The organism is Shewanella mytili, from assembly GCF_046765975.1.
Taxonomy (GTDB): Bacteria; Pseudomonadota; Gammaproteobacteria; order Enterobacterales; family Shewanellaceae; genus Shewanella; species Shewanella mytili.
In genome coordinates this window covers 397901-416932 of sequence record NZ_JBKOUD010000001.1, presented here as the reverse complement: position 1 = coordinate 416932, position 19032 = coordinate 397901, and the positions used below count along the sequence as shown (strand labels likewise).

At 53.0% G+C, this 19032-nt stretch carries 15 protein-coding genes; 5 read left to right on the top strand and 10 right to left on the bottom strand.

Annotated elements, in window-relative coordinates:
- Positions 1-34 precede the first annotated feature (34 nt).
- The 3 genes from ACIDEJ_RS01900 to ACIDEJ_RS01890 all read right to left on the bottom strand — a co-directional run bounded on the left by ACIDEJ_RS01900 (position 35) and on the right by ACIDEJ_RS01890 (position 2860).
- Positions 35-703 (bottom strand): DNA-methyltransferase, encoded by a 669-nt coding sequence (locus ACIDEJ_RS01900; RefSeq protein ID WP_411986392.1) that lies wholly within the window; start codon positions 701-703, stop codon positions 35-37.
- Between the two features lie 7 nt (positions 704-710).
- Complete coding sequence (locus ACIDEJ_RS01895) at positions 711-992, bottom strand: hypothetical protein (RefSeq protein WP_411986391.1); 282 nt, start codon at positions 990-992, stop codon at positions 711-713.
- Positions 993-1114: 122 nt separating this feature from the next.
- Positions 1115-2860, bottom strand: a complete 1746-nt coding sequence (locus tag ACIDEJ_RS01890; RefSeq protein WP_411986390.1) for a phospho-sugar mutase — start codon at positions 2858-2860, stop codon at positions 1115-1117.
- Between the two features lie 217 nt (positions 2861-3077).
- Between ACIDEJ_RS01890 and ACIDEJ_RS01885 the strand changes: the two genes are divergently transcribed.
- Positions 3078-4346, top strand: coding sequence for an O-acetylhomoserine aminocarboxypropyltransferase/cysteine synthase family protein (locus ACIDEJ_RS01885; RefSeq protein ID WP_411986389.1), 1269 nt, complete (start codon positions 3078-3080; stop codon positions 4344-4346).
- 18 nt (positions 4347-4364) lie between these two features.
- Complete coding sequence (locus tag ACIDEJ_RS01880) at positions 4365-4652, top strand: helix-hairpin-helix domain-containing protein (RefSeq protein WP_411986388.1); 288 nt, start codon at positions 4365-4367, stop codon at positions 4650-4652.
- A 47-nt stretch (positions 4653-4699) separates the two neighbouring features.
- On the opposite strand, the gene ACIDEJ_RS01875 is transcribed toward ACIDEJ_RS01880, so the two are convergent.
- The 5 genes from ACIDEJ_RS01875 to hinT form a co-directional block, all read right to left on the bottom strand.
- Positions 4700-5167 (bottom strand): hypothetical protein, encoded by a 468-nt coding sequence (locus tag ACIDEJ_RS01875; protein ID WP_411986387.1) that lies wholly within the window; start codon positions 5165-5167, stop codon positions 4700-4702.
- A gap of 76 nt (positions 5168-5243) precedes the next feature.
- The gene (locus ACIDEJ_RS01870) at positions 5244-5633 is read right to left on the bottom strand and encodes a DUF1425 domain-containing protein (protein WP_411986386.1); all 390 of its coding nucleotides are present in this window, start codon (positions 5631-5633) and stop codon (positions 5244-5246) included.
- A 15-nt stretch (positions 5634-5648) separates the two neighbouring features.
- Entirely contained in the window at positions 5649-6104 is a 456-nt protein-coding gene (locus ACIDEJ_RS01865; RefSeq protein WP_411986385.1) for a PaaI family thioesterase, read from the bottom strand.
- The gene (locus ACIDEJ_RS01860) at positions 6101-6604 is read right to left on the bottom strand and encodes a PaaI family thioesterase (RefSeq protein WP_411986384.1); all 504 of its coding nucleotides are present in this window, start codon (positions 6602-6604) and stop codon (positions 6101-6103) included. The genes ACIDEJ_RS01865 and ACIDEJ_RS01860 overlap by 4 nt, the downstream gene beginning before the upstream one ends.
- Positions 6601-6975 (bottom strand): purine nucleoside phosphoramidase, encoded by a 375-nt coding sequence (hinT, locus tag ACIDEJ_RS01855; RefSeq protein ID WP_411986383.1) that lies wholly within the window; start codon positions 6973-6975, stop codon positions 6601-6603. The genes ACIDEJ_RS01860 and hinT overlap by 4 nt, the downstream gene beginning before the upstream one ends.
- A gap of 266 nt (positions 6976-7241) precedes the next feature.
- Here hinT and ACIDEJ_RS01850 point away from each other — a divergent pair, with 266 nt between their 5' ends.
- Complete coding sequence (locus ACIDEJ_RS01850) at positions 7242-8999, top strand: M61 family metallopeptidase (RefSeq protein ID WP_411986382.1); 1758 nt, start codon at positions 7242-7244, stop codon at positions 8997-8999.
- Between the two features lie 95 nt (positions 9000-9094).
- Here the strand turns inward: ACIDEJ_RS01850 and topA are convergent, their stop codons facing one another.
- Positions 9095-11725, bottom strand: a complete 2631-nt coding sequence (gene topA, locus ACIDEJ_RS01845) for a type I DNA topoisomerase (protein ID WP_411986381.1) — start codon at positions 11723-11725, stop codon at positions 9095-9097.
- Positions 11726-12047: 322 nt separating this feature from the next.
- Between topA and astB the strand changes: the two genes are divergently transcribed.
- Positions 12048-13382: an N-succinylarginine dihydrolase gene (gene astB, locus ACIDEJ_RS01840; protein ID WP_411986380.1), complete on the top strand. Its 1335-nt coding sequence runs from the start codon at positions 12048-12050 to the stop codon at positions 13380-13382.
- Between the two features lie 66 nt (positions 13383-13448).
- Here the strand turns inward: astB and ACIDEJ_RS01835 are convergent, their stop codons facing one another.
- Positions 13449-17462: an invasin gene (locus ACIDEJ_RS01835; RefSeq protein ID WP_411986379.1), complete on the bottom strand. Its 4014-nt coding sequence runs from the start codon at positions 17460-17462 to the stop codon at positions 13449-13451.
- 210 nt (positions 17463-17672) lie between these two features.
- Between ACIDEJ_RS01835 and ACIDEJ_RS01830 the strand changes: the two genes are divergently transcribed.
- Positions 17673-18977, top strand: a complete 1305-nt coding sequence (locus ACIDEJ_RS01830) for a dicarboxylate/amino acid:cation symporter (protein ID WP_411986378.1) — start codon at positions 17673-17675, stop codon at positions 18975-18977.
- Positions 18978-19032: the final 55 nt, after the last annotated feature.

Here is a 19032-nt window from a genome sequence, read left to right as displayed (position 1 = left end):
GTTTGTCGGCGTTTTATTGTGTACGTCTCTCTAATCATTCCCCCGTAACTGCCAAATAACGCTGGCGGGCAGTTGCGTGGGCATCGTCGGCAATATCGCAGCCCATGGCCCGCCGCTCAAGCTCAGTGGCAGCGATTAATGTGGCTCCGGAGCCAAAAAACGGGTCAACCACCAACTCCCCCGCATTGGAGCTTTGGGCGATTAACTGCGCCAGCAACGGCACCGGTTTTTCTGTGGGATAGCCCCGATAGACCCTTTTGAATTCGAGAATATCCGGCACGGCCAAATCATTCAGTTTTCTTTTGCCTTTTTCAAAAAACAAAATGAATTCGTATCGTGCCCGATAGTGATACCCCATGCCTATGCACATCTTGTCCCACACGATGGGTTTCCAGAATGTAAAACCCACTTTTTCAGCAAGGGGCTTGATGACAAACATCGTTTCCTGATCGCAAAACAGGTAAAAATGGGCATTGGGCTTAAGCACCCGAAATATCGCTTGCAATAACTCGGTAAAACGGGCGTTGGGAAAAATGTCAAACCATGGGTTACTGGAGGCCTTGCTCACTTTTAACCGGGTGGTGGTGCCTATTTTGCGGTGTTTTTCCAACGATTCATAAGGTGGGTCGGTGATCACAAGGTCAACGCTCGCATCCGCCAGCGTTGACAACCATGAGACGGCATCGTCTTTAAATAACTGCATTAAACCTCTATTTCAAACTGCTGCACACGCTGCCGGCCAGATAAACCCTGGAAACCTCCCCTTTTGTCAGGCTTCTGCAATCGTAACAATAACTCTGGTAACCTTCCGGATTTCTGGCACTTTGGCGGGCAGGGGTTTTTCCGAATGCCCCGGGATAGGGATGAAACACATGCTCTTTGCCATTGGCCGCCGAGCAATGGGGACATGACTTGAACCTTTGCCCCGTTTGGGGATCCACTTTATGGATCATACCCACATTTAACTTTTCACCACAACAAACACACATCATGAATATTCCCTTATCTCAGTCTGCGATTGTTCTCTTGGCATGATTGGCCATGGTGTCCGTCATGCTCGCTTGCATGCAGGGCTGAGGCCATCACGCCAGACGATATCACCCTACATGCGCAACTATGGCAGTGATGCCTGATGCTGGCGGATAAACGCATCCATACGGGCATCCGCCCTTGTTTGGGCCTGCGCCAGGCTTTCTTCTGCGGCCAGAGGCTCCACCAACTGATAGTAACATTTGATTTTAGGCTCGGTACCCGAAGGACGCACCACCACCCGCCCCCCTTGTGACAGCTGATAAATCAGGACGTCACTGGCAGGCAAGGCAATGCTGTCAACCCGGCCATCGGCAAAGCGCCGCTGGCCGCATTGCAAGTCGGTAACCGATAACACCTCCATGCTGGCAATGGTGCGCGGCACATGCTGCCGCAGCCAGTTGCCAATGGCCGGAGACTCGGGCTGCAGCGCCAGGCTTACCTGACGGTTAAGGTGCAAGCCATGGGCTCGATAAAGCCGCTCCAGTTGCTGCCAAATGCTGCTGCCTTGCGCAGTTAGTTGGGCGGTCATCTGGGCAAATGCCAGCAGGGCCGACAGGCCGTCTTTATCCCAAACCAAATCGCCTATGGTGTACCCCAGCGCTTCCTCATACGCGAACAAAAAACGCTGCTGTGGGCCTTGCTTTGCCATGGCCACATTCGTCAACCACTTAAAGCCGGTAAGCGTGGTGTAACACGCTCCCCCGGCCGCCTCGGCAATTTTTGCCAGCAATGAGGAAGAGACAATGGTGGTGCCCACAAGACGCTGCGTTAGCGGCGCTTTTTGTAACAGGTAATGCCCCAACAAGGCCCCAACCTGATCGCCGCTCAGCATCTGGTAATCGTCACCCCGCTTTACCGCCACCGCAAAACGGTCGGCATCCGGGTCATTGGCGCAGGCCAGCAAGGCGCCATGACGCTTGGCTTCATCAATCACCAACGCCATGGCGCCCGGTTCTTCCGGATTGGGAAAGTTAACCGTGGGGAAATGCCCGTCCGGCTGTTCTTGCGCGGCCACAGAATACACCTGATGAAACCCCGCATCCGCCAGCAACGCTTTGGCCATGGGCGCACCAACGCCGTGCATGGCGCTGTAGGCAATCTTGAGCGCTGCCGCGTTGGATGGGGCTGTTGGCGATGACGCATTTACAAAAGAAGCCTGCAATAACGGCGAGTTCTGCACCGCCTTGCGGTAATGCTGATGAAAATCCTCATCAAGCCATTGCAACAACCCCTGCTGCTGGGCATCTGTCAATGACATGACCGCGATGTTAGTGGTGGATGCCTGCAAGATGGCCGCGGCAATACCGCTATCGTGGGGAGGGATAATCTGCGCGCCATTTTCCCAATACACTTTAAAGCCGTTGTATTGGGGCGGATTATGGCTGGCCGTGACCACAATCCCGGCAGCCGCCTGAAACAATTTGACGCCATAAGCCACCAATGGCGTGGGGCAAACCTCCCGGGTCAACCGTACCTTTATCCCCAATGCTGCCAGCACTGCGGCGGTATCATGGGCAAAACGCCGGGAGTCCAAACGGCCATCATAACCGATGACCACGCCCCGCTTATCGGCATCCGCCAATTGGCGCTGCAAATATTGCCCAAGCCCGGCAGCGGTCTGGCGGATCACCAGCTGGTTCATGCACGTGGGGCCGGCGCCCACCTTCCCCCGTAATCCGGCGGTGCCGAATGCCAAACGCCCGGCAAAGCGGGCCGCCAATTCATCATCCTTTCCCTGCTGCTGCAGTTGTTGCAGTTCCTGACGGGTTTTCGGGTCTGGGTCCATCGCCAACCAGGCATTCAGTTGCATTGCCAATCGACTGTCCATTGCTATCCTCTGTTATGGCAACTCATTCCCTCCACCTTAGAACAACCGCCCCCCAAAGCTCAAGCACTGATGACGACAGGCAAATATGATGGAATGTCAATTTGTTACATGCTTGTGTTGATTTTTATTCATAGTTGTTGATTTTTTATCTTGCTGCCCTTTTCGTGCAGATCCTTATATGGTTTGATAGAAGGATTATTGTTAAGGACGCAACCCAATGAAAGATGAAACCATTGCCATTCACTATGGCTACCAAAGTGACCCTACAACCAAATCTGCCGCCGTGCCCATTTTCCAGACAGTCGCCTATGAATTTGACGATGCCCAGCATGGGGCGGATCTTTTCAATCTGGCCGTTCCCGGCAACATCTACACCCGGCTGATGAACCCGACCAATGATGTGCTGGAGCAACGTCTGGCCGCATTGGAAGGCGGTGTGGGCGCATTGGTGGTCAGTGCCGGTGCCGCGGCCATTAACTACGCCATTCTCACATTGGCAAAGGCCGGGGATAACATTGTTTCCACGCCCCAGCTCTATGGTGGCACTTACACCCTGTTTGCCCATATGCTGCCGGGCCTTGGCATTCAGGTGAAATTTGCCAAGGACGACAAGCCAGAAAGCCTGGCGGCGCTGATTGATGAAAACACCAAGGCGGTATATTGCGAGTCCATTGGCAATCCGGCCGGCAATATTGCGGATCTGGAGCAGATTGCCACGCTGGCCCATGCCCAAGGGGTTCCGGTGATTGTAGACAATACGGTCGCCAGCCCGGTCCTGTGCAAACCCATCAGTTTTGGTGCCGATATTGTGGTGCATTCCATCACTAAATATGTGGGTGGACACGGCACCTCCCTTGGTGGCGTGATTGTGGATTCGGGTAAATTTCCCTGGGCACAGCACAAGGCGCGTTTTCCCCAGTTTAACGAACCGGAGCCCTCCTACCACGGCGTTATCTATGCCGAAGCCTTTGGTAATGCCGCATTTATCGGCCGGGCCCGCACGGTACCGCTGCGCAATACCGGCTCCACCCTGTCACCCATGAATGCCTTCTTGCTGTTGCAGGGGCTGGAAACCCTGCCGCTGCGAATGGAGCGCCATTGTTATAATGCAGGCAAAGTGGCACAGTTCCTCAAAGCACACGATAAAGTCAGTTGGGTCAGTTATGGCGGGCTGGAAGAGTCGCCCTATTATCCCTTGGCGCAAAAGTACATGCAGGGCACGCCATCTGCCATTTTGTCCTTCGGGCTGAAACAGGGCTATGAAGGCGGGGTACGCTTTTATGATGCCTTGAAGATGATCAAGCGGCTGGTGAATATTGGCGATGCCAAAACCCTTGCCTGCCACCCCGCATCCACCACTCACCGGCAAATGGCGCCCCAGGAACAGTTACAGGCCGGCGTAAAACCGGAGATGATCCGTCTGTCTGTGGGCATTGAACATATTGACGACATTCTGGCGGATTTGGATCAGGCACTGAATGCCTGATAACCGTTAAGGAGCCTTATGAACCCCAGCAAGGTGAAGCGCGAACAAGTGCATCAACTGACCGACCTGCCGAACATTGGCAAGGCGATGGCTGCAGATCTGCAGCGGCTGGGGATCATCTCACCCAAACAGTTACAAGGACGAGACCCTTACGAGTTGTATCTGGCGCTATGTGAATTGACCGGCGAGCGCCAGGACCCTTGCGTGCTGGATGTGTTTATGGCCATCACCCGCTTTGCCGATGGTGCCGAGCCAGCCCCTTGGTGGCATTACACCGCCGAGCGCAAGCAGCGCTACCGCCTATAAGAGTGCAATGGCATTCACCATGGCGGTCATGATGGCGTTGATACGCATCATGGTGCAATGCGCGGGTGATAACCCCAGATTTTGCGCCCAAGCAAGCCTATCCCCACACCGATAATGAAACCGCCACGCAGCCCGAAGACCAACGACCAGAACAGTTTGGATGACAAACTCTCCGGAATGGCGTTGTGCACCTGGAGTGAACTGATGTCGTTGGAGCTGACCCGGGCCGGGGCTCGCAACAGGTATTCGATGAAATGGTTCATTTCCGGTTGGCAGTAAAAACTGAAAATGGTCAGGCTCACCACAAACCAACCCAGCAACCCGCCCAGTTTGCCGCTGCGCGCCCATAAACAAATTCCCAGTAAAAACAGCACAAACAACACGCCGCTACCGATTTTGTAAAATACCAGCGTGGGCAATGCCAGTAACAGGAAATATTTCAGCAAAAACGGCTCAAACAGCAACTTGGCCGTATCGCCCAGATGCTCCAGCACTTCTTCATCATACTTCGACAAACCAACGGCTCCCGTAGCTGAAAGGGGCCAAGGGATAATAAATCCCAAGGCCATAATGGGTGGGCCTAACACCAACTCAGTGGGCGATAATCTCTCTCACATGCAGCCCAAACCAGCTGGCGCGACGGTTGGGCGCTGTGGTTTTCAGCTGCAGATGCTGGAATCCGTGCAATGTCACCGGTGTCCAGCTCATGTTTTCCCCGTCAATGGCGTTATCATTGGCATCGTACCAGGTGACACGGTATTGCAGGTGTTGATCATAAGCAACATGGCTGCGCAGCGTGGCATAACCGCTTAACTGTCCGCCATCAGGATATGCTTTAATCCCATCAAGGCTCACATGGCGCTTCAGGGCGTTGCCATCTTGCTGAACCGCCCCCTGAGATGTTGCATAAATGCCGGCGGTATTGGTGACACAAGCGCCCAACGTGAGCAACGCCGCCATTATCAGCCCTGCTGTTTTCATTTTGCTTGCTCCTTGTCAATCAATCAAAAAATGCGCTCTTGCCGTGGCAATCAGCTGTTTGCGGTTGGTTTGCCAGCAATTGATGTGCACATTGGCCACCCGTCTCCCCTGGCGGGTAATGTAACACTCGGCAAAGGAGTCTTTATGATAACCGGCGCGCAGATAATCGATGGCAAAATCCACCACTTTGGGCACCTTGCTGGTTTGCATGAACACCATGAGCTGGATAATGGCCGACATCTCCATAAAACCGGCAATCACCCCGCCATGCAGGGCGGGCAATACCGGATTGCCGATATTGTCATCATTGGCGGGCAGGCGAAACACCAGTTCATCGCCAAAGCGATTGACTTGCATGCCGATAAAGCGGGCATAAGGCACATGCTCCAGCAGATAGCTGAAATCATTGGTTTCAGCCACTTTGGCCACCAGGGTTTTCACGTCACTGGCGCTATTGGTTGACTTACTCATGATGGCTGTTCATCTCCCATCAGTGCGTTACGGAAAGTGTCGCCTATCATTTCCGGACTTATCCGCATAAAACTGCCTACTGCATGGGCAATGGGATCATCAATGCTGTCCTGATAGGCAATCCCGCGGGTAAACGCCACCGTGGATGACAGGCGATAACACTCCGCCAAGCCAAAAATGGGCTTGTGGGGCTGGGCGGGTTTCATGTAATCCACCCGCAAATCCAGCGTGGGGGAAATTTCAAGTGACTTGAATTTTTGCTTGATGGCACAGACCACCGCACAGCCACTGGTGGTATCCATCAGTGTGGTGATGACGCCGCCGTGCAGCACCCCGGTGTCTGGATAACCAATCAGGGCTTCATTGTAGGGCAGCTCTATCAGCACATGGTGTTCACTGGCCTCATGCACTTTCAGCCCCAGACGACGACACTGGGCCAACTGATTGACAAATCGGGTGGCCAAGCCTGTCATGGGGAAAAAATCCGGGTTGGTTTTCATGCTTCACTCTTATCGCTGTGATTACCGCTCAGCATTGGCCCCAAAGGCTCGCCGCCCAACAGGTGCATATGCACATGGAACACTTCCTGTCCGGCGTATTCGTTACAATTGACGATTAAACGGTAGCCATCTTCGGCAATGCCCGCTTCCTCTGCCAGCTTGGCTGCCACGGTGAACATCCGCCCCAGCGCTTTTTCATCAGAAGCTTTCACATCATTGATGGTGGGGATCACGTGATTGGGCACAATCAATAAATGGGTGGGTGCTTGGGGGGCGATATCCCGAAAGGCTGTCACCAGATGATCCTGGTACACGATATCGGCGGGAATTTCTCGACGTACAATTTTACTAAATAGGGTTTCTTCGGCCATAGTCCACTCTCCGGTGTATGCTTTTAATGCCTTAATAGCACAATCTCTCATCGTTTGCCCATTATAACTGAAGCCGTTGCAGATGGAGCAGCCCAATATGCCCATTGTCATAATTGTTGTACCGGGGTTGTAAAGCCGCCATAACACCTTAGCCTTGGCACGGCTGACGGACAGTTCCTGCCACAGGAAATCCACGACAATGATTGCCGCAGCACCGCATTTTTGGCAGCATGGGCGCACCTTCTTTCACCATGATGCTCCTTTTTATGATCCATTATCAGATAACTGCCATTGATCCGGTGGCGCATCTGTTTGAAATTGCGCTGCGTATTGATAACCCGGCGCCCCAACAGCAATTATGGTTACCCGCCTGGCTGCCCGGTAGTTATATGGTGCGGGATTTTGCCAAAAACATTATTGATATTCGTGCCTTTGACGAAATCAACCGGCCACTGCCCTTGCAGCAACTCGACAAACAGCGCTGGCAGGTGAATGCAGCCGCCAAGGTGCTGCACCTGCGTTATCAGGTGTATGCCTGGGATCTGTCCGTGCGCACCGCCCATCTTGATCAGACCCACGGCTTTTTTAATGGCAGCAGTGTGTTCCTGGCAGTGGCAGGCCGGGAACAACACCCCCATGAAGTGGAAATCCTGCCCCCAAAACATGTCAGTCACTGGCAACTGGCCACCATGTTGCCACGCACCCAAGGCGATGAGTTTGGGTTTGGCAGTTTTCTCGCAACGGATTATGACGAATTAATCGACCATCCGGTAGAAATGGGCAACTTTACCCTGGGCAGTTTTGATGCCTGCGGCATTCGCCATGATGTGGTGCTCACCGGTCGCCATCACTGCTGCATGCCCCGGTTACTGGATGACCTCAAAGCCATCTGCGAAAGTCAAATCCACCTGTTCGGCACGCCGGCGCCGTTCAAGCGCTACCTGTTCATGACCCAGGTGTTAAAGAACGGTTTTGGCGGGCTGGAGCACCGCGCATCCACCGCCCTGCACTGCTCACGTCACGAGCTTCCCCAAGACAGGGATGCGGCGGTGACCCAAGATTACCGCAACTACCTGACCCTTTGCAGCCATGAGTATTTTCACAGCTGGAACGTTAAACGCATTAAACCGGCGGCATTCATTCCTTACCAGTTGGCAGCCGAAAGCTACACCCCGCAGCTGTGGGCCTATGAGGGGATCACCTCTTATTATGATGACTTGATGACTTACCGCAGCGGCCGCATTGATAAAAAGTCTTATCTGGCACTGCTCAGCCAGACCTTTACCCGGGTATACCGGGCACCGGGGCGATGGGTGCAAAGTCTCAGTGAGTCGAGCTTCAATGCCTGGACCAAATTCTACAAACAGGATGAAAACGCCGCCAATGCCATTGTCAGCTACTACACCAAAGGCGCGCTGTTTGCCCTTTACCTGGATTTAACCCTCCGGCGGGAAAGCCATGGGGAAAAATCGCTGGATGACTTGATGCGCATGCTGTGGCAACGCTTTGGGTTGACCGGCGTGGGAACCCAGGACAACAGCCACCAGCAACTTTATGCCGAACTGCTGGGGCGGGATGCCAGTGCCGAGTTTGCCTGGCTGGACAAAACGGAAGATCTGCCACTGGCCTCGCTTCTTGCAGCCTTTGGGGTGGAGATGGTAGTGCGCCCCAGTGCCGGCAGTGACGATTTGGGCGGCGGCCGTGTTGACGGGCTGAAATTCGCTGTGGGCGCCCGTTATAAGGCTGAGCCGCTGGGGGTGCGCATCACCAATATCGTCAATGGACTGGCCGCTCATGAAGCGGGCCTTTGTGCCAAAGATCTGTTGATTGCCGCCGATGGGCTACAGGTCAATGCCCAGTGGGAGCAAACATTACAGCAGTACCGGGAAGGGGAGCAAATCAACCTGCACTGGTTCCGTGACGACGTGCTGATGAGCGGAACACTGACCATCAGAGCAGCGCCACGAGATACCGTGTCACTGCTTATTAGCGATGAAGCCAAAACCCGCGCATGGCTGGGCTAATCCGGCACGCATTGCCGTTTTTCCTGCCATAAAATCAAAAAACGCCCTGCATTGCAGGGCGTTTTCATGTACATCGGAACTGTCAGCAACAGCACTCAGCTCTTTTTCTTGCTGTGGCTGGCCTGCCATTTCCCCTCGACAAAATGCGCCGCCCAGCCTGTTGCCTTGCCGTTTACTTCGCTGGCCACATATTGCTCTTTGGTTTTACGGCTAAATTTCACAACCGTCGGGTTACCTTCATCATCTTTTACCGGTGCATCCGCCAGATACTGATACTTAGGCCACAGCACATCGCGGTATTTTACCAACTCAGCCACCAAGGGCGCCCGGGTTTCCCGTGATTTGGGGAACGTACTGGCGGCCAGGAAAATCCCCGCCGCGCCGTCACGCAGCACAAAGTAGGCATCAGACTTACTGCACTTGAGCTCCGGTAAATGGATGGGGTCTTCTTTTGGCGGTGCAACTTCGCCGTTTTTCAGCAACTTGCGGGTATTTTTACATTCCGGGTTCACGCACCCGAAGTATTTGCCAAAACGCCCGTTTTTCAGCTCCATATTGGCACCACAGCGATCGCACTCGATCAGCGGCCCTTCATAGCCCTTGATCTTAAAGTGGCCGTGTTCCACCTCATACCCGGGACAGCTGGGGTTATTACCGCAAACATGCAATTTACGGGTTTCATCCAGCAGGTAGCTGTCCATGGCGGTGCCACATAGCTCGCAACGATGTTTGGCCCGCAATGCATCGGTTTCGGCATCTTCACCATCGCTGATGGCTTCCTCGCCTGGGGTCAGGTTCAACGTGGTTTTACAACGCTCCTTAGGTGGCAGCTCATAACCCGAGCAGCCCAAGAAAACACCGGTAGAGCCGGTACGGATCCCCATGGGACGGCCACAGGAAGGGCATTGAATGTCCGTCAGGATCATCTGGTTGGGACGCATGCCCCCCTCTTCCGGTGGAAGGCTGGCTTTTTCAAGGGTATCACTGAATTCGCTGTAAAAGCTGTCCAGTACCTTTTTCCATTCCAGTTGCCCCTGGGCCACGTTATCCAGTGTCCGCTCCATATCGGCGGTGAAATCGTAGCTCATCAAATCGGAGAAGTTATCCAGCAAGCGCTTGCTGACAATCTCACCCATTTTTTCAGCAAAGAAGCGACGGTTTTCCACCCGCACATATCCCCGGTCCTGAATGGTGGAAATAATGGTGGCATAGGTGGAAGGACGACCGATGCCGCGTTTTTCCAGTTCCTTGACCAAGGATGCCTCGCTGTAACGGGCTGGCGGCTTGGTAAAGTGCTGTTTGGGCACTAGGGTTGTCAGTGATAACGACTCCCCTTGCGTCACCAAAGGCAAGGTCACTTCCTCTTCGTTTTTCTTCTTCAGTGCCGGTTGCACCTTGGTCCAACCATCAAATTTCAAGGTACGGCCGCTGGCACGCAACTCAAAATCACCGGCGGTAACCGTAAGGCGGGTGGCATCATACTGGGCGGGCGTCATCTGGCAAGAAACGAACTGGCGCCAAATCAGCTCATAGAGCCGCTGGGCATCACGCTCCATATCGGTAAGGGTGGCGGCGTGAACGTTGACATTGGAAGGGCGAATGGCCTCATGGGCCTCTTGGGCGCCTTCTTTGTTACCGTAATGATTGGGACTTTCTGGCAGGTATTTGTCGCCAAATTCCTGGGCAATCATGCCGCGCACACTCTCCAGTGCTTCCTGGCTCAAATTGGTGGAGTCGGTACGCATGTAGGTAATGTGGCCGGCTTCATACAGGCGCTGTGCCAGCATCATGGTTTTCTTCACCCCAAAGCCCAGCCGGGTACTGGCAGCCTGCTGCAACGTGGAGGTAATAAAGGGGGCGCTGGCTTTGCTTTGGGTGGCCTTGACGTCTCGGGCGGTAACGGTATAAGTCGCATTTTGCAACTGCTTAACCGCCGCCATGGCCTCGGCTTCATTGTGTGGTGAAAACGCCTTGCCTGCCTGTTTTACCACTTCCAAGGATAATGGTTCTTCGGCCAAGGTGGTCACGTCGGCATGCACATCCCAGAACTCTTCCGGCACAAAGGCTTTGATTTCGGCTTCCCGCTCAACCACCAAACGCACTGCCACCGACTGCACCCGGCCAGCGGATAACCCACGGGCCACTTTTTTCCACAGCAGCGGCGACACCATGAACCCGACTACGCGGTCAAGAAAACGGCGTGCCTGTTGGGCATTCACCATGTTGTTGTTGAGTTCACCAGGATGGCTAAAGGCATCCTGAATGGCACTTTTGGTGATTTCGTTGAACACAACCCGTTTAAAGCGCTCATCATCACCACCGATAACCTGTTGCAGGTGCCAGGCAATGGCTTCCCCTTCACGGTCCAAGTCGGTTGCGAGATAGATTTTATCAGCAGATTCCGCTAATGATTTCAGCTCTTTAACGACTTTTTCCTTCCCTGGCAGGATCTGGTAATTGGCTGTCCAGCCATGTTCCGGATCAACCCCCATGCGGGAGATCAAGGCAGAGTGCTCTTTGGCTTTCTTGTAAACGGCTTTCTCTTCTGGCGACATTTTGCGCACATCTGCAGCGGACTTAGTCTTGCCATTCAGCTCGGCAGAAGAGGAAGTCGGCAGGTCCCGAATATGACCCACACTCGACTTAACGATAAATTCTTTACCAAGATATTTGTTAATGGTCTTGGCTTTAGCCGGTGATTCGACAATAACTAGCGATTTTCCCATAGTGTGATTAGCGCCAAAAAATCTCTGAAAGGTAAAATTGCCCTCATATATAGAGGGTTGTCTATCGACTTGCAAGTCAATCCCCATTTTAAATGCAACGGCGACTCACTTTTTAAGCAATGAAAAAATATTTTAAAAAAATAATATTGCGATATTAAAAACTAATATTTCATATTCAGCCTTCAAGCAAGAAATAGTTATGCAATTGTGACAAAGAATGGTTTTACCTGTTGCCCTGCACTGCTTGTGGGCCAATGGAACATCAGTATACTGGCATCAGCCTTTTACGATGACGCCCTGCATCACAGCCACAGGAATCGCCATGAAACAATTTGAAGCCAATTTTGACGGACTGGTTGGTCCGACCCACAATTACGCCGGACTTTCTTTTGGCAATGTGGCCTCCCAAAGCCATGCCAGCCACCCTTCCAACCCCCGCGCCGCCGCCAAGCAAGGCTTGAACAAAGCCAAAGCCCTGGCCGATATGGGGCTGGTGCAGGGCATACTGGCACCACAGGAGCGTCCTGATGTGCACACCTTGCGCCACCTGGGCTTTACCGGTACCGATGCGGACGTGCTGCAAAAAGCCGCCCGTCAGGCCCCGGCTTTACTGCAGGTATGTGCCAGTGCCTCCAGCATGTGGGCAGCCAACGCGGCCACCGTCTCCCCCAGTGTTGATACCCACGATGGCAAGGTTCATTTTACCCCGGCCAATTTGATGAACAAACTGCACCGGAGCATAGAGCCACAAACCACCGGCAACATACTGCAAGCAATGTTCAGCGACAGTCATCATTTTGTGCATCACCAACCGTTACCCGCTCACCCCACTTTTGCCGATGAGGGCGCGGCCAACCATACCCGCTTGTGCCAGGCCTATGACCGTGCGGGGGTGGAGCTCTTCGTTTTCGGACATGCCAGTACCGATCACCTGCGTCCAAAACCGCAAAAGTATCCGGCAAGGCAAACCCTGGAAGCCTCGCAAGCCATTGCCAGGCTACACCGGCTGGATGATGACAACACCGTGTTTATCCAGCAGAACCCGGCGGTGATTGATCAGGGCGTATTCCACAACGATGTGATTGCGGTGGGTAACCAGAATGTGCTGTTTTTCCATGAACAGGCCTTCTGGGATGCCGATAAAAAGCTGGCGGAATTACGCGCCAAGCTGGAGGGCCCGCTGCATTTGGTGAAAGTGTCCAGCCAACAGGTAAGCGTGCAAGATGCCGTTAGCACTTACCTTTTCAATACCCAGATAGTCACCTTGCCCAATGGCGACATGGCCATCATCGCGCCAACGGATTGTGAAGAAAATCCCGCAGTGAAAGCCTATCTGGATGAGCTTTTAACCCTGGACACCCCCATCCGCCAGGTACATTATTTTGACGTGAAGCAGAGCATGCAAAACGGCGGGGGCCCTGCCTGTTTACGCCTGCGGGTAGCCATGAATGATGTGGAGCTGGCAGCGGTTAACCCGCACGTGATGCTGGATGATAGATTGTTTACCCGCCTTAACGCCTGGGTGGACAAACATTATCGGGACCGGCTAACCCCCCAAGATTTGGCCGATCCCCAACTGTTAATCGAATGCCGCACCGCGCTGGATGAACTGACTCAAATCATGAAGCTTGGCAGTATTTACCAGTTTCAGCGGTGAGGTATCCCGCCATAAAAAAATCCGATGGCGTCAACCATCGGATTTTTTATTTACCGCTAACGAAAATTAACCATTGTCTTTCACGGGTACCACAATATGCACCGGCGAACCTTTGGGCGTTTTCACGGTAATGGTCAGGTTACCACTGGTTTTCTGGTTAGGCTGATCTTCCTGACCCACCGCAAATGCATAAACCAATGGCCGGGATGAAGTGTTACTCAACACCTCATATTTTTCGCCATACACCAGCTTGCCATTATCGGTGGTGGCAGTGATGGAAGTACCATATGGTAAGGTGTTGTTGTTCACATCGGAAACAAATAGCCTTACCACTTCTGCTTGTGTTTTTACCACCGGATTTGATGGGTCGGTTCTATCCACCAAGTCAATTTCACTTACAGGCAACAGGGTGTCATTATCAGCAGCCAGTCGTAATAACCGCAGTTGTGGCACACTGCCTGACATCACAATGGTCAGGTTACGGAACACATTGAGCTGAGCCCCCATGGTGTCCATGCCGGTGTTGGTACAATCCCCTGCCAGCATCGCCGCAGCGGAGCAAAGCAGCCCGGTATACTTGCCATCTGCCTTGTCAAAAGCGTTATTGCCATTAAAGTCAATAAACTCTTCATTAGCCGCACCTGCTGGCTCAACTGACAAATCAGTCGTGCCTACCGGAGCAGTCTTGCGATAGTGGCCATCTTCGTTATGGTCAGTAAAGGCTTCGGAGATATCAGTATAGGGTTCGTTACTGTCAAACAAGCCATTACCGTTTAAATCCACAAAGCTTTCTTCACCAATCGCATAGGCAGTAACTGTTGCCCGGCCTGGGCGCGGTTCCGGCAGCTGTGAATTGCTGTTATCCATGAAGCCCGCCCATGAGGTGCCGGTACATGGAGGCGTCAAGTCACCGTTATAACCATTGTTGGGACACACAACAGGCGTTGATGCAAACGGCCGGTCGTCCTGGCTGCGCCATTCAACAGAGCAAGTGCCGTCCGGCTTATCCACCGAGCCCCCTGTTTCACATGAGCTACCCACTGCACCGCCTTCTGTACGGAAGGCAATGCGGGTACCGGCAGGCACAAGATTATTAAAATGATCCGCCGCCATCACGGTAATGTCCACAGTCTCCCCATCAAAGTTCCACCCTTCCGGATTAAACTGACTGGCGGATACAGAAAAACTGCCTTGGTCTGCCAAACCGGTACTCACCACCAACTGATCAGATACATTGGCAATCACCCTGCCATCTACCTGCGAGCCATTCCATGCAGCAAATACCTTAACGGGTGTTGGCACTGAACCTGCCGTTACCGTGGCCGTTACCTCACCGCTGGCATTGGTATATGCCACTGCATATTTATTGGGTTGGCTGAGATCCGCCGGGTATTCGGCATCTCCGGGTTTGGGAAACCCGGGGCAGTCAAGGAAATCCGCAGCCAATGGTGCAGGGCTCAGGATTAATCCGCCGACATCAGTGCTGAGCTCCATACAGACTTTCTCGGTACCCGCCGGTTCACCGGTTTCATCCAATAACTTGAATTTTACTACTGAGGTTTCCGTTCTTGCACCAGCGCCATCAATCCCGCCAGAGCCTTTTAACGCCATCTGGATGGGAGATGCTGACAAGTATTGCAACGAACCCACATTCACCGCATCAATGGTCATGGTAGTAGATGCCGTCACCGTACTGGCGCCGCTGATGGCAGAAACCGTAATGGTGTCGCTGCCTTCACAACCGGTACTCCGGTAGGTGGCATAACCTTTACCGCCATTGGTCACCACGGGTGAGTCAATAACGGCCTTTCCCGCCACCGCACACTCAGAGGTGAAAGACAACGCAAAAGGTTGCCCTGCTGCCAAGGTATCATCAGGGTTAAACACTGTCGCTTCCAACACAGTGGAGCCACCGGCCGGTAACACATTGCTACCAATGGCAGACTGCAGTTCCAACTTGATGTCCACCCGGCCGATTTCAAAAGCTTTGGTACTCTGGGCATCTTTCACCTTCAGAGATACCTCACCTGCGCCCACATCCCCATTGGCATACAGGTCAAAAATGGCTTTGCCATCATCATTGGTAATGGCAGTACCGGATTGGGGACTCACTGCACCAATAGTGGTAGAAGCATTCACTAACAATTGTTTCAGTGGCTGGTCGCTACCCGCACGCAACACCCTGGCGCCAATAATGCCAGGGCGATCATTGGAGATATTGCTGGTTGGTGTACATGCTTCAAAGTTTTTGAGTGCCCTGTCCCATCCTGCGGCAGACGAGCAATCGTAAAGCTCAAAACTCACAACCGGGCTGGCTTCTACGAGATCAATCTCGTCACCAGCAGTGAAAAAGCCTATATTTGTATTGAAATCATTACCATAAGAGGCCGTGATTTCACCTGCGCCCTCCACACTGCCCGCTGTCAGTTTGATGGTCGCTACACCGGTATTATCAGTCAGCGCCGTACCGAGATTAGGAATGAAATTACCCAAGGTACTGCTAAAGCTGATGACTTTACCCGCAACGGGCATCCCCTCACCATCGGTGAGTGTCGCGGTCAACTGTGCAGGGTTAGCAACATCCACCTCTGACGTTACAAGGTTAGTCTGGGCATTCATCATGACCAGATTCAGATCATAATCCTCGCCATCACCACCAGGAGCATCACCTGCCACCTGATAGTTGAACTCATCGGATATTTGCTGTTCATCAAGCGTATAGCTGGCGGTAAGAGTGCCAGCACCGGCATCATTTCCCGTCAGCAAGGTCACCTTCGCCTGGCCATTGCTATCGGTCAGCGCCATGCCGGATGAAGGGTTAATAACCCCTTGTCCACCAATGGCAAAATCAATTCTCTCATATGGGGCGGGATTACCGTCTTTCAACAATGTTGCTACCGCATTGCCAGGCGTGGCATAAGCAATGTTACGCAACTCCTGATTGGATGAATCAACAACCGCAACATCAAGTTGATATGCCTTAATCGGATTTAAATCACCTTGGGTATCAAAGCTGATCGGTGTGCTTTTTGTCTGCTCCGTACCATTGGTATACGTTGCAATTACAGAGCCAGACCCCATCTGCTCCCCGGCCAACAACGCTATTTGAGCAATGCCTGCCGCATCAGTGACTTTACTGTCCTGAGCCAGTTGCCCTTGTCCTTCGAGCGCAAACGTAATGCGGGCTCCCGAGATGGCCTGTCCATCACGTGTCAATGCGGCTTTTAAAACACCTGGAACCGCTTTGGACACCTTGCTAAGCGCTTGCCCTGAAGCATCCGTCAACGACAATGACAGGGAATAAGAAGAGCCCCCCACATCACCACCATCGCCTTTGGTATTAAACGCAACACTTTGGCTGGTAACGGTTTCGCCACCGTCTACCGCATAAGATGCAGTAACAGAACCCGAGCCCACTTGCGTCCCTGGTAACAAGTCAATGGAGGCTTGGCCTTGTGCGTCAGTGGCACGACTGTCCGGGCTCAGAACCCCTTCGCCGGTCAAACTGAAAGTAATGCGCTTTCCTGATAATGGAGCGCCATTTTGAGATAAAACAGCCGTTAACTTGCCGGGGGTCGCGTCGGAAATTGTCCCATTCGGCAATGCATTTCCATCTTTGTCCGTAAGGCTCAAAACAACGCTAATGCCACTATTGCTACCACCGCCATTGCCCACCATGGTAAAGCCAACGGTGGCTGAAGCCCCTGCGGCAATGGAGGCGGTGACAATGCCAGAGCCAGCCACGTTGGAGGTGGCCAGGGTGACGGTGGCAATACCACTGTCATCGGTCAGCGCAGTACCAATGGCGGGCACAAAGGTGCCCAATGCCGTGTTATCCAGCGTAAAGGTAACCAATGCGCCGCGCACGGGGCCGCTGGCACTGTTTGTCACCTTGGCGCTAAGGGTTGCGGGGGTGTCTGCACCTATCTCGCTATTGGAGATGGTCAGCGAAACCGAGTTGGTGCCTGCAGGTGTGGAGCCGCCGCCGTCAGCCTCCGACAAGGCACTGCCCCCACCGCCACACGCGGTCAGAACGAAACTGCACAACAGTGCGCCAAAAAACTTAAATGCTGACCGCATTGTCAGCCTCCTTGTTATTCATATGACCTTAGGGTTTATAGCTATGCTACAGCTTAGAGTAAACATATTCTTCACACAATAAATTCAATTTTATCATCATTTAAACCAGTCTCGATGCCCATTATATTTTTTCCTCGTGTTTCCTGGATTACACTTTCTTGATAGGCTAAAGGCGCCAAGAATAAAATCTATAAATTAACAGGAATAATTATGGCGTTTATGAAGAGGAAGTTAGGGCTTACCAGCAAAATCTTAATTGCTATGGCGCTGGGCATTTTGGTGGGTCTTGCATTACGTAACCTTTTTCCCGGCAGTCCCTTTGTACAAGAATACATCACGGATGGCGTGTTTAATGTTGTCGGGACCATTTTCATCAATTGCTTGAAGATGCTGGTGGTACCGCTGGTATTTATTTCGTTGGTCTGTGGTACCAGTTCCCTGAGCGAGCCCTCCAAACTCGGGCGGCTCGGCGGCAAAACCCTGGCCTTTTATCTGTTGACCACCGCCGTGGCACTGGTGCTGGCAATTTTTGTGGCCGTACTCATCCACCCCGGCAGCAATACCCTTTCCACCATGGGGCTGGCTTATGATGCCAAAGATGCCCCCAGTCTGGCACAGGTCATCATCAATATAGTGCCAACCAATCCCGTCAAGGCCATGACTGACGGGAACATGTTGCAAATCATCATCTTTGCGGTGATTTTCGGTTTCGCCGTGGCCCATGTGGGAGAAAAGGGCCGCCGGGTGGCCGCCGTATTTGAAGATCTCAATGAAGTGATCATGCGCGTGGTCACCCTGGTCATGTATCTGGCACCTTACGGGGTTTTTGCCCTGATGGGCAAATTGGCGCTGACGCTGGGACTGGGCACTTTTGGCGATGTGGTCAAATATTTTGCCGTGGTGCTAGGGGTGCTATTGCTGCACGGATTTGTGGTTTATCCCCTATTGCTCAAGTTGTTCACCGGCCTCAATCCGATAACCTTCCTGCGTAAGATGCGGGATGCCCAGCTGTTTGCATTTAGCACCGCCAGCTCCAACGCCACGCTGCCGGTGAATATGGAGGTGTCAGAACACAGGTTGGGGGTTGATAACCGGGTGGCATCTTTTACCCTGCCGTTAGGCGCCACCATCAACATGGACGGCACCGCAATTATGCAAGGGGTCGCCACCGTATTCATTGCCCAGGTGTATGGCATTAACCTGTCCATCCAAGATTATTTTTCTGTAGTGGTTACCGCTACGCTGGCATCGATTGGTACGGCCGGGGTCCCCGGGGTGGGGCTGGTGATGCTGGCCATGGTGCTCAAACAGGTGGGTCTGCCGGTAGAAGGCATTGCGTTGATTCTGGGGGTGGATCGCTTGCTGGATATGGTGCGCACCGCCGTTAACATTACCGGTGACAGTGTGGCCACCCTGATTGTGGCAAAAAGTGAGAAATCCCTGAACCTGAAAACCTATAACGACATCAATGCCGGTAAGGTGAGCAGTTTCATTCCTGAAGCTGAAGAAAAATAAGTACCGCTATCGGCATGTCCAAAAAGCCAGCAATCATGCTGGCTTTTTGGATGGG